Annotated in this window: 6 protein-coding genes and 2 tRNA genes; 7 read left to right on the forward strand and 1 reads right to left on the reverse strand. The window is 43.0% G+C overall.

Translation table 11 applies throughout. The features are described from left to right. Nucleotides 1-10: 10 nt before the first annotated feature. On the forward strand, nt 11-1,618 hold the full coding sequence (locus M0221_RS03600; RefSeq protein ID WP_149409860.1) for an inorganic phosphate transporter: 1,608 nt from the start codon (nt 11-13) through the stop codon (nt 1,616-1,618). A 109-nt stretch (nt 1,619-1,727) separates the two neighbouring features. Here the strand turns inward: M0221_RS03600 and M0221_RS03605 are convergent, their stop codons facing one another. Beyond that, complete coding sequence (locus M0221_RS03605) at nt 1,728-3,374, reverse strand: aminotransferase class I/II-fold pyridoxal phosphate-dependent enzyme (protein WP_483284378.1); 1,647 nt, start codon at nt 3,372-3,374, stop codon at nt 1,728-1,730. A gap of 470 nt (nt 3,375-3,844) precedes the next feature. Between M0221_RS03605 and msrB the strand changes: the two genes are divergently transcribed. From msrB to M0221_RS03635, 6 genes are all read left to right on the forward strand, one after another. After that, nucleotides 3,845-4,270: a peptide-methionine (R)-S-oxide reductase MsrB gene (gene msrB, locus M0221_RS03610; RefSeq protein ID WP_011513043.1), complete on the forward strand. Its 426-nt coding sequence runs from the start codon at nt 3,845-3,847 to the stop codon at nt 4,268-4,270. Between the two features lie 145 nt (nt 4,271-4,415). Beyond that, the gene (locus tag M0221_RS03615) at nt 4,416-4,901 is read left to right on the forward strand and encodes a glutathione peroxidase (RefSeq protein ID WP_483284379.1); all 486 of its coding nucleotides are present in this window, start codon (nt 4,416-4,418) and stop codon (nt 4,899-4,901) included. Nucleotides 4,902-5,124: 223 nt separating this feature from the next. Continuing rightward, nucleotides 5,125-5,200 (forward strand) — tRNA-Val (locus M0221_RS03620). Nucleotides 5,201-5,265: 65 nt separating this feature from the next. Then, nucleotides 5,266-5,342 (forward strand) — tRNA-Asp (locus tag M0221_RS03625). Nucleotides 5,343-5,959: 617 nt separating this feature from the next. Next, entirely contained in the window at nt 5,960-7,762 is a 1,803-nt protein-coding gene (locus M0221_RS03630) for a ShlB/FhaC/HecB family hemolysin secretion/activation protein (protein ID WP_483284380.1), read from the forward strand. A 115-nt stretch (nt 7,763-7,877) separates the two neighbouring features. Next, on the forward strand, nt 7,878-17,108 hold the full coding sequence (locus M0221_RS03635; RefSeq protein WP_483284381.1) for a two-partner secretion domain-containing protein: 9,231 nt from the start codon (nt 7,878-7,880) through the stop codon (nt 17,106-17,108). Nucleotides 17,109-17,111 lie beyond the last annotated feature (3 nt).

The raw sequence follows: 17,111 nt of genomic DNA on the forward strand, positions 1-17,111 counted from the left end.
GTATCAACGTATGGGTATTAGCAGTAGCTCTACAGGACCAACAAAATCAGTCGGCTCTATGAAAATTAACCTACTTTTTGCCATTTTAATGATTGGAATGACTGCCTACTTTTTGTGGTGGGGTCTAGATTACACCATGCATCAGCAGACAACGCTATTTATTGTCGCCACTGCTTTTGGTGTTTTCATGGCATTCAATATCGGCGGTAATGACGTTGCCAATTCATTTGGCACCTCAGTCGGTGCAGGGACGTTAACGATTCCACAAGCCCTAGGTGTGGCAGCGATATTTGAAGTATCAGGGGCGGTACTTGCTGGTGGTGAAGTGACCGATACCGTTCGGAGCGGCATTGTCAATTTAGATGGGTTGTCAGTGACACCCAATCAGTTCATTTATGTCATGCTTTCAGCGCTCATTGCTGCTGCATTTTGGCTGTTGTTTGCCACCAAAAAAGGTTTGCCGGTTTCGACCACACATGCGATTATTGGTGGCATAGTGGGTAGCTCTATTGTATTGGGTATCACCTTAGGTGGTACTGAAATGGCGTTATCAACAGTGAATTGGGACAAGATTGGCATGATTGCCATCTCTTGGATTATATCACCGCTATTAGGCGGCATTTTTTCTTATCTGTTATATGGACAGATTAAGAAAAACATCATTGAGTATAACGATAAAACAGAGGCGCATATTGCTACTCTGAAAGACAGTAAAAAGACGCTAAAACTGACGCATAAAGCGTATTTGGATGGTCTAACCGAGTCTGAGCAGTTGGCTTATACGTCAGCGTTGTTACGTGATCAAGAAATATATAAAGATGATGATTGCGTCGTTGAAGATTTAGAGACGAATTATTACAAAGAACTTTATGAGATTGAAAACGAGCGCAGCAACCTCGATACCTTAAAAGCACTCAAGCAATGGGCGCCTATTATGGCGGCTGCAGGCGGCGCAGTCATGGCCTCTTTGGTCATCTTCAAAGGTCTGAAAAACGTCAATAATGGTATGACGACGTTGCAAGGCTTTTTAATCATGGGGATGATAGCAGCGCTAGTATGGCTTGCGACTTATATTTATACTAAGAGTATCCGCGGTAAGCACAAAGAAGATTTGACCAAAGCCACGTTTATTATGTTTAGCTGGATGCAAGTCTTTACTGCATCAGCATTTGCTTTTAGTCATGGCTCGAACGATATTGCTAATGCTGTTGGTCCATTTGCAGCGATTATGGATGTTATCCGTACCAATAGTATTTCAACAGAAGCAGCAGTACCACCTGCTGTGATGTTAACTTTTGGTGTGGCATTGATTGTCGGTCTCTGGTTTATTGGTAAAGAAGTGATTCAAACTGTCGGTACCAATTTGGCAAAAATGCATCCTGCTTCTGGTTTCTCAGCTGAATTGGCTGCGGCTGCGGTTGTGATGGGTGCATCGACGATGGGTATACCAGTATCGAGCACGCATATCTTGGTCGGTGCTGTACTTGGCATTGGTATCGTCAATAGAGACACTAACTGGGCGCTGATGAAACCAATTGGTTTGGCATGGATTATTACCCTTCCTGCAGCAGCAAGTATGTCTGCAATCAGTTATATAGTGCTGATAAATATCTTTTAAAAGTTGAAATCAAAATCATTTAATTTTTGATTAATACAAATAAAAAACGCTTATCGATATCATATCGGTAAGCGTTTTTTTATAGAAAAATATAGGTGTCATCTATATATTAGTCAGTACCAAACTGCTTACGCTTCTTAGCAAAGAAGCGGTCTAAGCGATCCATAGCGTCTTCTAAGTCGTGTAAGTTGGGTAAAAACACCAAGCGGAAATGGTCGTTTTTATCCCAGTTAAATCCTGTGCCTTGTACCATCAATACGTTTTCTTCTAACAATAAATCCATCATAAACTGCATGTCATCTTTGATAGGGTAAATCTCAGGATCCATCTTTGGAAAGCAGTAAAACGCACCTTGTGGCATGGTACAAGAGATACCTTTTATCGCATTAAGACGGGTCACTGCCAACTCGCGCTGCTTGTATAAGCGCCCTTTTTTAGACGTTAGGTCCTTCATGCTTTGATAGCCACCCATCGCTGTCTGAATCGCATATTGTCCTTGAACGTTAGAACACAGACGCATAGATGCAAGCATATCTAAGCCTTCGATAAAGTCAGCCGCATGTTCTTTACGACCTGAAACCATCATCCAACCAGCACGAAAGCCTGCAATACGATGTGATTTTGATAAACCATTATAGGACAACACCAGTACTTCATCGGTCAAAGTGCTCATCGGTGTATGTTCCATATCATCATAGAGAATACGGTCATAAATCTCATCCGCCATGATGATTAAGTCATGCTCTTTTGCGACCTCGACGATTTGCAGCAGTACTTCATCACTATACAGCGCGCCTGTCGGATTATTGGGATTAATAACTACGATGCCTTTGGTTTTGCTGGTAATTTTGGATTTGATGTCTTCAATATCAGGATGCCAATTGTCTTCTTCATTACAGCGATAATGTACCGCCGTACCGCCTGCGAGATTGGCAGCTGCCGTCCACAGTGGGTAGTCTGGCATCGGAACCAGCACTTCATCGCCATCATTCATCAGCGCTTGCATGGTCATGACAATCAGCTCAGAGACGCCATTACCTAGATAGACATCACGAACATCAACTGCCGATAGCAGACCCTTTGATTGGTAATATTGCAATACGGCTTTACGCGCTGAAAAAATCCCTTGCGAGTCTGAGTAGCCCGTCGCTTCCGGCAGATTCATCGCCACATCACGCAAAATCTCATGCGGTGCTTCTAAACCAAAAGGAGCAGGGTTGCCGATATTTAGCTTTAAGATACGCTTGCCTTCAGCTTCCATTTTATTAGCAGTTTGCAGCAGAGGACCGCGAATGTCGTAGCAGACGTTTTGTAATTTATCGGATTTTTTTATTGAGTTCATAGAGTGACCACTCATCAGGTTATTTGGTGAATTTTTGCGGGGAGTAGAAGAGGTAGTTGTTGTTGTTGTTGTTGGTGTATTCTGACTAGTGCTATGAGCTTGCTCACCTGCATCGACAGCTTTATCGTTATCAGACGATATACTGTCAGAATCGTCATCTGATTTGCTGTCACTTTCAAGCTCACCGCGCAACAAGTACCCTTCGCTACAACCTAAGAGTCGCGCAAGGGTAGGTAGCTTAGATGAGACAATCCCATTGGTCCCACGCTCCCAATTAGAGATAGCACCGCGGCTGACTTTAGCGCCAGCAGCAGTCATCGCTTGTGCCAGCTGCTCTGCCGTCATGCCTTTGTCACGGCGCAGCTGTACCAGTCGTTCAGCCTGTGTGCTTTTAGTTTTGTCATCAGCCGTCATTATGTAAGCCTTTTTTATTTTATGAATCTGTCATTAATCAGATAACGAAATTAACTCTCTTGGATGAGTATTAAGCTAATGCTTTAAAAGAGAACTACTTTTAATTAACTGTTAATGCAAGATATTATTGCATATAGAAATTAAATGCAAGTTCTTTGTATATTATAGATTTTCACGATGTAAGAAAATCTTGCATTTCAGGGATTTATAACGCATTGAGAGATTTATAATGCATTGAGAGACTTCAGCTCAATAAGAAACGATCTAACTTGTGATTTTTCGATATCAAATTGCCTACAGTATCTGGCACTGCCATTCAATGCAGTGAGTATTCTTGTTATAAACATCTTGAATAATAAGACGCTCGCCAACAGATAAAGCCTATCGTTTTTATAAAAAATAGCGATAAAGCCTCGATAAACCATTACTCACGATAGAGTAGACAATCAGTCATTCCATAAGGATACGTTATGCAAGACAATCAACTGAGCAAAGAAGAAATCAGCCAATTGACCGAGGCTGACTGGAAAGAGCGCTTAAGTGCTGAGGAGTATCATGTGCTGCGCGAGAAGGGCACAGAGCGACCATTTACAGGCGTTTACAACGATATTAATGATAAGGGTATTTATCGCTGTAAAGGATGCGGTGCTAACTTGTTTGAATCAGACAATAAGTTTGATGCAGGGTGCGGTTGGCCAAGCTTTGATCAAGGTATCGATAATAGCGCCATCGATGAGCATGTCGATGATTCGCTAGGCATGCGCCGTACTGAAGTGACTTGCAGCAATTGCGGCGCGCATTTGGGCCATGTATTCCCTGACGGTCCAAGTGAGACCACTGGCATGCGCTATTGCATCAACTCGTTATCTATCGATTTAGATAAGTCTGAAGAATAGTAACAGCAGCGTGTAAGCTAATGAGGTAGTAGTAAAAAGAGTAGGGAGTATTGATATCTCTCTACTTATTATTAATATCACTAAGCTTATTGACCACAGTGTCTAATGCTTGATAGCAAAAAAATAACTCATTTAAGGATGAATAATGACTACTATTTATGATTTTAGTGCTGAGCGTATGGATGGCATGACGCAAAATTTCTCTGACTATAAAGATCAAGTGTTGCTAATTATTAATACCGCAAGCAAGTGTGGCTTTACGCCGCAGTTTGAGGGCTTAGAAGCACTGTATCAGCAATATAAAGATCAAGGTTTGGTAATTATCGGTTTTCCCTGTAATCAATTCGGCAACCAAGATCCTGCTAATAATGATGAAATTGGCGCATTTTGCCAAAAGAACTATGGTGTCAGCTTTCCAATGATGGCAAAAGTCGACGTCAATGGCAGTGATGCTCATCCTGTGTTTGAATGGCTAAAAAATCAAAAAGGCGGGCTTCTCACAGACGGTATCAAATGGAATTTCACCAAGTTTTTAATTGATAGTAAAGGGCAGGTAATTGCTCGTTATGCACCAACGACCAAACCTGAAGCGCTCAAGGCTGATATAGAACAAGCGCTGGCGGCAAAGTAAGTACTAGAGTGAAAAAGATTAACTATTCTGCGAAATTATAAAATCAATTAAAACAGATGCTTATAAATTTAATTAAGAAAATAAGCAAAAATCTGTGATAAATATCAAAATAGTGTTTGACAGCCATGTGTAAATCTATATAATACACACCCACAGCAGCAGAGCTTAGTGACAAACTTAGAGCTCAGTTGATGTTGAATAAATTGCCTAGCAATTGTTCGAAGGGTGATTAGCTCAGTTGGTAGAGCGTCTGCCTTACACGCAGAATGTCGGCGGTTCGAATCCGTCATCACCCACCACTATTTAGTATAGCGTTACTCTAAAGTAGTAAGCTAAGTGGTTAAATAAACTAAGTACGACCTAAGCAGCGGTAGTTCAGTTGGTTAGAATACCGGCCTGTCACGCCGGGGGTCGCGGGTTCGAGTCCCGTCCGCTGCGCCATATTTAAAACGAATTTAAACTGTTAAGTTTAAGCAAGTTTCGCCTCAAACATTAGATTGTTTGAGGTTTTTTTGTGTTTGGATTTCATCGCGAAGCCATTATTTATATAGGCTGTATGCTTTTCTTCTGTGATTAGAGCTATATATTACTGGAGCCCTAGCATTGTTAGTTAGTGTTGAGTTTTAAGACTTGTTTGGCTATATTTCAAGGTAGATTTATTATTAATCACGAATGGTGTTTACCGATGGTTCAAACATACTGATATTATCTACATCCAGCTTGCACGCGTGTGTAGCAAAACGAGACGTTACTTGAGACTTTCAAAGTCTGACATTAAGCTATGGATGTCTAGCAAATATAAATCAAATCAAAAGTCTAGTTCATATCAATTGATATCTAAACTGCTTAGTTTAAATACTTATCCGCGGCATAAATCTTTATAGGAACAAGCTTTGTATGGATAAGCTTATTCCTATAAAAAAGTATCCATCAACATAAAACAAGCACTCAAAAGTATATTTAAAACAATGAAGTAGGCATTAATATACAATGCAAAAAAAGCTTGCAATGAGATGCCATCAATAGCATAATTTTTTCACTATAAAAATGGTGGACTTATGTATACAAGTATTTTTGGTCAGAATAGAGCAGGACATGGGTGGCGGTTTTTATCGATCAGTGTGACGGGTATTTTGATGAGCATGGCCGCTCAGGCTATCACGCCTGAGCAATACCAAGAGCAGCGTAGCGAAGCTTTAAAGCAACAACAGCTCATTAATCCCAATGTCACGATCGATACCAACGTCTTTAAGCCTGCGCCTTCAGCCTCCATCATACCTTCTGCTTCTCAGAGTACTGACCCAGCTTCTCTTCCCTGCTTCGATATCAACAATATCTATCTAACCGGCGAACTGAGTGAGAAGTTCACTTTTGCTCTCACGCCTTATACCATAGGCAAAACCTCTTTGATTGGCACCTGTCTATCCGTCAATGATATCAACAGACTAGTCGCCAACGTTCAAAACCGCATTATCGAAAAAGGCTACGTGACCACTCGCGTCTTGGTACAAAACCAAAACCTTAAATCTGGCAATCTATTCCTCACCCTCATTCCTGGACGTATCGATCAGATAACGGCGGTCGATATTAAAGCCAGTCGTCCTATTTATGTCGATAGCCGCCTCAATAGTGGGGGCAACCCTGCCAACTTCGCACCTGCCATGCCAATGCGCTCCGGTGATTTATTAAACGTTCGTGATATCGAACAAGCGCTTGAGAACTTTAAGCGTGTGCCTACGGCCGATGCAGATTTCTCTATTGCGCCAAGTAGCCGTATGAGCACGCCGGGCTATAGTGATATTGCAGTCAAGTGGCAGCAAGACAAGCGCTGGCGCTTATCTGCCTCTGTTGATGACTCAGGTCAAGAGAGCACGGGTATCTATCAAGGTAACGTTACTTTGTCACTAGACAACCCGACTTGGCATAACGACTTGTTGTACCTCTCTTATAACCATGATCTTGATGGTGGTAATGACAAGAATGATGGCAGTTGGGGCTATAACGTCGGGTATGTATTGCCCATTGATAATACCCAACTGACCCTGACGCACAGCGGCTACAACTATGATCAGACGGTTGCCGGTGCCAATCAGGATTATATTTATAGTGGTGAGTCTTATAATACGGAAGCGTTAGTTAGCCATTTGGTCCACCGCGACAATCATAGTAAAACCTATCTAAAAGCAGGTGGTTATGCCAAGCAGCAAAACAATTATATCGATGATACTGAAATTGAAGTGCAGCGTCGCCGCACGGCAGGTTATAAAGCAGGTATTGGCTACGAGACAACCATTGGCAAAACCCAATGGATAGGCGATGTGATCTATCAGCGTGGTACCGCTGCCTTTAATGCCATCAGTCCGCCTGAAGCCTTGTTTAATGAAGGCAGTGCTCGCGCCGGTATTGTTAAAATGGGTGTTGATGTGGATCGACCCATTAGACTTGCTGATAAAGCGCTCAATTACCATGCAGCGTTTAAAGGGCAATATGCGACAGAGGCATTGACACCAAATGAGCGCTTTAGCATTGGTGGTCGCTATAGCGTACGAGGCTTTAATGGTGAGCGTAGCTTAAGTGGCGATCATGGTGCTTTGCTAAGACAAGAGCTCAGTGCCTATCTAGGAGATAAGCCACATACCGTTTATGCGGGTATTGATGCCGGTTATGTCAAGCTCGACAATGCTGCGCAAGATGATCTACTGCTCGGCAATCACTTGGTTGGCGGAGTCGTTGGCGTTAAAGGCTACGTCACGCCGATTAGAACCAGCTATGACTTGTTTGCCGGCTACCCACTAGCACAGCCTGACAATTTTAGTGATAAAGAGTGGGTGACAGGCTTTAGCTTGGGTTGGCAGTATTAGTTGCTATCAGTCAAATCACTAACTCGTCTTATTTATAAATAAAAGTTTCTTAAAACACATTAGCTTTAAAACTATCCAATATTTGTTATACCCCTATATCTCAAAGGACATCACCATGAACGCACAGTGCTACCGAGTTGTCTTTAACAAAGCCCGTGGAATGCTTATGGTGGTGTCGGAATCAGCCCGCTCTCAAGGCAAAACTGGTAATCCTGCTAATGGCGGTAGTGAAATCAGCCAAGTAGCAGGCGCTTCGCAAACGGCTGCTCAAACAAATAGCACCTATCAAGGCGGTCAGCTTGTAGCGCTGCGCTCACATGTATTATTGGCGTTAGGGCTTGCCACAATCGTTACTAGCAGCGTCAGTATCAGTAATAGCGCTTATGCTGATGCCACGAGTATTGTCGCTGATCGAAATGCGGCGGCCAATCAACAAGCAACCATATTAAAATCTTCGAACGGCACCACCCAGGTGAATATTCAAGCCCCAAGCGCGGCTGGCGTCTCACGTAACGTTTTTAGTCAATTTGACGTCGGTCAAGATGGTGCCATCCTAAATAATAGTCGCACCAATGCTCAGACGCAGCTTGCTGGTTGGGTTGAAGGTAATCCGTATCTGGCTCGCGGTGAAGCCCGTGTGATTTTAAATGAGGTTAACTCAAGTGATCCAAGTCGTTTAAGTGGCTACACTGAAATTGCAGGCGGACGAGCGGAGCTGGTGATTGCCAATCCTGCTGGTATCAGTTGTGCCGGTTGCGGGTTTATCAATGCCTCGCGTACAACATTGACCACCGGTAATGCGTTGATGGATCAAGGCAAGCTCACTGGCTTTGATGTGACAGGTGGTAAGGTTCGTATAGACGGTGATGGTTTAGATACCAGCGGCTCTGACTACACACAGATTATAGCTAAGACCTCTGAGATTAATGCTGCTGTCTACGCTAAGAATTTAGATGTCATCACTGGTAGCAATAAAGTCAGCTATGAGGCTGATGCTAAAGACACTGTCATCAGTTCAGCGAATAGTAATGCTAGCAACACTATAACCGGTGTGGCGCTTGATGTGTCGGCGCTTGGTGCGATGTATGCAGGAAAAATCCTTCTGATCGGTACCGATAAAGGCATGGGTGTGACCAATGCGGGTAGCATCATTGCAAGCTCTGGTGGCTTACAATTAGACAATGATGGTAATTTGATCAACTCAGGCAGCCTGATTGCTAATCAAGGCAAAGTCAATATCGCCGCCAAAGGTAATAGCGTTGATAACTCAGGAACGATCGCTAGCTCTCGTGCAAATATTGATATTAATAGTGCAACTTTAGCTAATAGCGGGGTTGTTAGTAGTTATGATAAGACGCAAGCCATTACTCAGCAGCGTATTTCCAATACAGGCACCATCAGTAGTGGGCAGCTACAGTTAAAGACTATCGATTTAGACAACCGTGGTTTGATTGAGCAAACCGGTTCAGGAAGTCTAGAGGTAAAAACCCAAAAGCTGGTTAATAACGATCAAGCAGTTATTGGTCAAGCGCTCTATGATAATCAGCCAACAACGACAGCGCCAACGGTCAATTCTCCACCAAGTACCGCTAACACGGGTTCACAAAACCAAATAGTAGATAATACTAGCCCCTCAAACCCTACACCCAGTCCCGATGCTCCCTCACTTCCTGTGCTAACTCCGGTGACTGCTAGCGGTTCGATTACCGCAAATACACTAACTAATGCTACTAGCAATGCAGTGATCACAGCGAATGGCAACATAGCAGTACAAGCTAACGATATTAATAATACAGCAAAATCAAGCATAGCCGTTGATAAACTCATCACCAACAATCAGCAAGCTAGTAATCGTCTCAATAACGATCATAGTCGTATACAGATGACTGGTGCAGATTGGAAGCTTGAGCAGTTTAGTAATAACAAAGGTCAAATTGTCAGTCAGCAAAATCTCAATATTGACAGTCAGCAAGGTATCGATAATACGGCGGGTACACTAGCCAGTCAAAAAGACATCACCTTAATGACCCAAGGTGATTTCAATAACACTCAAGGCGTCATACAAGCTCAGCGTGTGGCCGTACAAGGTGATCAATTAGATAATACTAAAGGTAAAGTATATGCCGAGAACGCTGCTAATTTAACGATTGACGGTAAAGCTAATAACACTCAAGGAGCGATAAGTGCTAAGCAAGAGGTCGAAATCGCTACTGGATCGCTTATTTCGCAAGATAGTGGTCTTATCCGTAGCGGCAAAGCATTAAATCTTACAGTCAAAGATCGATTGGAAAACTTAGATAACTCGCTGATTGCAGCTGGAACTCATGTAGATATTAAAGCAAATAATATTGCTCAAGATGTGACTTCGAAAACGATTGCTGGATTAGATCAGCAAGGCGAATTATCTACCGATAAGTATGATTTAACCATCGCCACTAAAGGCACTCAAGACAACCAAGGTCAAAACATTGCGACAGGCAATTTAGCCATGGTGGGTAGTGGCTTGAAGTTAGATAGCGCCACCTTACAAGCAAATGATATTCAATTAACGGCAAAAGGTAATAGTGTTAATCTGCAAAACAGTAAGGTATACGCCGATGGCAACCTTGATCTAAGAGCGGCGCAAGACGCTAGGCTTAATAGTAGCGAGATATCAGCTAAGCAGATAGATATATTGGCGTCGAATATTGATAATACTGCAGGTAATCTGTATGCCGATTCCATTATTAATTTGAATCAAACCAAGTCAGGTGGCACGCTTTTAAATGCTTCAGGAAAAATAGCAAGTAAAGATACCCTAAACATCACCTTTGATACCGTTAATAACACGGGTAAAGATGCCTTATTACTATCTGATCAAACGATAAATATTAAAGCGTTGCAAGTGAACAATAACAATCAGCTCGTTGATAAAAAATTCACCGGTGGCATACAAGCACAAGACATCATTATTGCTGCGCAGAAGCTAGATAACACCGAAGGGTATATCAGTAGTAATAATAGCAATCTATTTATTTCCAAAGACTTAAAAAACACCAAAGGTTATATCTATGGTGGAACTGATTTAAACATTGGTACCCCTGCACAAACTCTAAAACTTAATAATAATCAGGGCGAATTAAGAAGCAAGCAAAACATTAATATCGTCGCTGATAGCGTTACTAACACTAAAGGATTGATCGCCAGCCAAGGCAATGCTGCAATTAAGACTAAGCAAGATTACTTGCATCAAGCAGGCGACAATTTACTGATCAACAAGCAGCTGTCTATTCAAACGTTAGGCAATATCGATAATCAGTCTGATCTTAAAGCGGGTGAGAGATTAGTTCTACAAGCTAATAACGTTACTAATGATATCGATGCTCAAATCGTTAGCAATGATGTCGATATTCAAGCCACAAAAACTTTGCATAATAAAGGTTTGATCAATGCTAATGATTTGCGTCTACAAGCAAACTACCTCGATAACGATAGTGCCAAGATTTATGGTACCACTGTTTTAATTAAAGCTAATACCATCAACAACCAAGGTCATCGTTCTAGTGATAAAGGCGCTATCATCGCCTCACGTGGTGATATGACTTTAATCGCTGATACGGTTAATAATCAAAGTGGCAATGTCACCTATAGCAAAGCGCAAGATAATGCATGGATATTAAGTAATGGCAACCTAACCATCGGCGGGGCTATCGATGACAAAGGCGTTATCACTGCCAACGCAAAAGAAGTCAATAATATAAGTAGCCGTATTGAGTCGTTTGGCGATATGTCAATCACTGCTGATAAGCTGACCAATAAAAATGCGTCTTTTAAGACAGAGATACAAGATGTTGCAGGTAGTGACACTCAAAAGACATTTATCATACCTGGAGGCACCGCTAACAAAATCCCTTTAGATAAATTAAGATGGGTAAATTGGAGCCGCGCTGGTCTTTATAAGTATGTAAGCGACACCGACAACGAGATTGAAAACGGTCAGCTTGGTCAAGCGCCTATACCTGATGCTACTAGTTGTAGCGATGGGTCAAACAGTGTTTGTACTTTAAATTATAATAACGACTCTGAGGTTTGGGCCTACTTTAATCTGACGCCGCCGACTGTTGAGGCGCCACAAACCCCTACTATAACTGAGCCTACTAAAGCTGTAGGACAAGAAAGCTGTAGCGATCCCGCCAGTGCTGCCTGTAGTGCCTACAATGATGCTTATAAGCAGTACGAGCAGCAACAAAAAGAATATGACCAAGCTTGGCAAGATTATAATGCTAAGGCTGACGCCTGGGAGGAGCAAGATAGTGAGAAGTATGAAGCACTAGACAATGCTATTCGTGCTTATAATGCCGACTACGGTCGCATTGAGATCAAAAAATGGACACAAATCATAGTCAATGAGCGGCAAAGACAAAGTGTGGTAACTGACTCCTCCCCTGCGCAAATCATCGCAGGCGGTGATATGACGCTAGATATAGATAACGTAGTCAATGATAAGAGCCAGATATTAGCAGGCGGCCTTATCGACTTTGATAAAACCACAGAAAACTTTGAGCAAATCGATGGCGATGGTAAGCTTCTAGTCGTACAAAATGGGACCAGTCAATATACTAAGTCGCGCTGGAGAGGTGGCTTTAAGCGTTATCATCAAAGGGACTGGAATGATAAGCAAGCTTATACCGATACTCAAGAGACCACTATTAAATTACCCGTTTCGCAGTGGCAGCAGAACGCTGATCTCTCTTTGCAAGGGCAACAGGCACCAAACGTTGATAACCAAATCAAAGATGATGGTCCTACCTTATCTAATTTGCAAAAAGGCGACGGTCCTACTAATAATACCGCTATTAACGTCGCCACTTCACCATCTGGCGATGAAATAAGAAGTGTCAATGGCGCCACTAACCTGCCCAATAATAGCTTATATAATATTAATCCAGACAGTCAAAACGACTATTTGATTGAAAGTGATCCTGCCTTTACTGGCTATCGCAATTGGCTCACCTCAGATTATATGCTCAATAGACTCAAGCTTGATCCTAATATCACCCAAAAACGCTTAGGTGATGGCTATTACGAGCAGCAGTACATCCGTGATCAAATCATGATGCTGACGGGTCGCTACTATCTACAAGATTACAGCACCCAAGATGCTCAGTTTAAAGGGCTAATGGATGCGGGCGTCACCACCGCGCAGACGTTAAATCTACGTCCAGGTATTGCTCTTACGGCAAGCCAAGTGGCTAATCTAACCAGCGATATCATCTGGATAGAGCAGCAACAAGTCACTCTCGCGGATGGCAGCACTCAAAGCGTACTGGTGCCAAAAGTCTATGTTCGAGCCAACCAAGGCGCGATCAGAGGAGACGGTAGCTTTATTGCCGCCGAAAGAGTCAACCTAAGCCTAACGGGTAATCTAGATAACCAAGGACTCATCTCTGCTCAAAAAACGCTCAATATCAATGCTGATAATATCAATAATACCAATGGTGGTCGCCTACGTGCGGCTGATGCCAGATTAACTGCTGAGAATAAAATAACCAACGTGGGCGGTAGCATCTTTGCTGACAATACTTTAGGTCTAAAAGCCAAGAGTGTTGAGAATACGAGCACCACCTTTACTACCAACAACCAGCTTGGCGCTAGTAGCGCGACACGCACAGGCATTGATCAAGTAGCATCAATCGGTGTTGGTGACGGCCTGCGAGGTCAAGTGGATGCTAATGGTAAAGCGCTCACTACTTTGGCGATCAACGGGACTAATGATGTCACTTTCAACGCTGGGATTTTAAATAATCAAGGCGGCAACACCCAAATCGTCTCTAAAGAAGGCAATGTGGCCTTTAACGCTATCAATACGGGCAATGAAATCCGTGCCATTGGCGATGCTAATAACTACTACATAGACGGTCAAAGCCAAGATATCGGCAGCCGTGTCTCAAGCTATGGTGATCTTGATATCGCCGCTAAAAATGTTTCAGGAACCGCAGCGACACTGACCAGCGATAGTGGTAATACCTCTATCTACGCTGAAAAAGATATCACCTTTAAAGAGGGCCGTGCCACCTCTGAGTTCTCAACCGCTAATAAAATGACCAGCAGTGGCTTCTTAAGTAAAAAGACCACCCAAGAGCGCTTTGACTCACAAAGCGATAATGCCATCACTAGCAACATTGAAGGCAACCAAGTCGCCATTCAAGCAGGCGAAAATATTAGCCTAACGGGCACCAACGCCATCAGTGATAAAGGTACTAGCCTCACCGCAGGCGGTGACATCGACATTCTAGCCGCACAAAACACTTCAAGCGAAAGCACCTTTAGTCAAACTAAAAAGTCAGGATTATTTGGGGCCGATGGTGGCATGGGCTTTACCATCGGTAAGCAACAAACTGATGAGACTAATGCTCAAACCGCACTGACCAATACCGCCAGCAACGTCGCTGCCATCGACGGCAACGTCATCATCTCGGCTGGTGGCAAATACCAGCAAACTGGCAGCAATCTGATTGCTGGAATGGGGAATGACAGTAGCTTAGACATCAATGACGCCAACCGTGGCAATACTGTGGTACGTGCCAAAGAGATTAATATCGATAATGTCATGGACGTCTACACCAACCAAAGCGAAAGCAAGTTCAAGCAAAGCGGTCTGACCGTCTCTGTTTCTAACAGTTTGATTGACAGTGCCAAAGCTATTGATAGTCTCGTTGACGCTGCGGGCAATACCGAAAGTGTGCGTATGAAAGGTATGGCAAGCGTCGCAGGCGCTCTTAAGACCAGATCACTAGCTAGAGAGGCTGCTAGTGCTGCAAAAGGTCTAGCTGGTGGTATCAATGCAGATAGCCTAAAAGGTTTAGGCAACACCCGCATTCAAGCCACTATCGGCTCGCAAAAGAGCCAATCTAACTCTAGTAGCTACACTGAGGTCAACCAAGGCTCAAATATTAATACTAACAACCTAGCGCTTATCGCAACTGGCGCAGGTACTGATAGTAATATCAATATTAATGGCAGTAACATTAATGTCACCAATAATGCCTTATTCCAAGCGGACAATGATTTCAACGTCAGTGGCGTGGCACAAAACAGTACTACCCGTAGCACCAACAAAAGCTCAAGTGCGGCTATTGGGGGTTATGCTTCAACAGGCAGCGGTGTCGGCATTACTGCCAGTGCTAGCAAAGGCAAAGGCTATGCCAACAGTGATTCAGTGACTTATGCCAATAGCAACATCAACGTTGCTAATACCACTACCCTAGATATTGGCAATGACCTCAACCTCAAAGGCGGCGTCATTAACACTAATAAAGCGCAAGGCGTGATCGGTGGTGATGTTAACATTGAATCGCTACAGGACACGGCAGCCTATGACAGCAAGCAAAAGAATATCGGCTTTACCGCTGATGTTGCTTTAGAAGGTGCAGGATCTAGTCTATCCCTAAACGGTGGCAAGACGGATATTAACGCGGACTATAAAGCGGTTGGTGAACAGTCTGGAATATTCACAGGGGACGGTGGCTTTGATCTGACCACTGAGGGTAAAACTACTTTAATTGGTGGCGCGATTACTACCACTGATGCGGCATTAGCGGCAGGACGTAATAATTATATAAGCAAAGGCGGTATTACTACCCAAGATATAGAGAACACTAGTAGCTACGATGGTGATGCGATACAGGTTGGGGTGAGTCTTGGCAACACTACAGGTAAGCCACAAGCCACCATGAATGGGCTTGGCTATGGCACCGATGGCGATAGTGATAGTAGTATTACGAAAGCAGGAATTACTGGTATTGCGGGTAACAGTGGTATCACGACTGACAACCGCTCTGAGTATGCGGGTGCGCTTGAAAATGTATTTGATGAAACGCGAGTCAATGAGGAGCTGGGGGCGCAGGTTGAGATTACCCAAGCCTTAGATCAGGAACGGCGAAAAATTAAGACTGAGATTAATGCTAAAGAACAAAAATTACGTAAAAAGGCAGAAGAACAAGGACAGCTAGGTAACACAACTGCTCGCGATAAACTTATCGAACAAGCGGACAAAGTACAAAACCAAGGTCTGCTGTTTGATGCGATATCTGGTGCTATTTACGGTCCGAACAGCAATGGCGTTACAGGTTATGTGGCGAAAGCTGCAAGTCCATTTATCGCTAGTCAAATTGGAACCTATTTCAAAGCAAATGAAGTTATCAATAGTATAGATGGTGGTGACCGATCAGAACAAGGTAGTGCGGCTCATATCTTAGCCCAAGGTGTATTAGGAGCCGCGATCAGCTATGCGACAGGTAACGATGCTTTAACTGGAGGAGTCTCTGCTGGGACAGGAGAAGCGACCGCGCCTTTATTATCTAAATATCTGTATGGCGTTGACAAGCCAAGCGAGCTTACGGCTGAGCAGAAAGATACTATTAGCGCACTCACTAGTGCTTTGGGTGCTGGTATCGGTGCTAGTACTGGTAATGCTTCCAATGCCGCTAATGCCGCTGAAACGAATAAGGTTGCGGTTGAGGATAACTATTTATCGCAAAAGCAGATAGATGGTTTCTCAGAACTATTGAAAAGAAATCGTGCTAAGAAGGGAGGAACAGATGATTATCGGTATTTGCAACAAACTATTATACCGCTCATGGGTAAAAGAATTTATGAAAATACTATTGCGCTCGATAACTGTCTAAACAGTGGTAATCCAGATAGCTGTTTGCCAAAGTTCCAAAAAGTATTTGGGCAAGTTAATTATAATGAGCTAATCAAAGAAGTTGGAAAAGGTCAAAATCCAGCAGCATATCAGCAAGTGCTTAACTATGCTTCACGTCATAATGAACTTTCAAATTGTGCTAATGGAAGCGTAAATGCTTGTGCAGAGTTAGCACAATTTAAAAGAAACTTCGAAACAGGAGTTTTTATTGGTGTTGGTGTGGGAAGCGCTGTTAGAAGTGGAGGTATACAGGCTGCAGGGTTTACTAAAAAAGGCCAGGCTAACCTTAATAACTCAAACAGGAATCAGCAAGCATATACTTTTGAAGAACGTAAAAAAGAAATTCCTACAAATCTTACTCGACATACTGAAGTGGATGGAGTAAAAGTTAGAATATATTCTGGTCATTCATATAATAGAGCACATGCGACAGGCGATGTACGAGATACAGGTCTATCTATGGACACTATTGATAATGCAATCGTTAGAGATGTTACTAACAACGTTAATATTTCTAAATTACCTGTTTTCCCTAATAAAACAGGTCAAAAAGCTCAAGAAGTAACCATTGATGTCCAAGGTCACTCTATAACTTATCGAGCGGCTAAGCTACCCAGTGGAGAAGTGACTATAAATACCTACTATTTAACACCAAAATAGGAA

The sequence above is a fragment of the Psychrobacter sp. ANT206 genome (assembly GCF_056880555.1).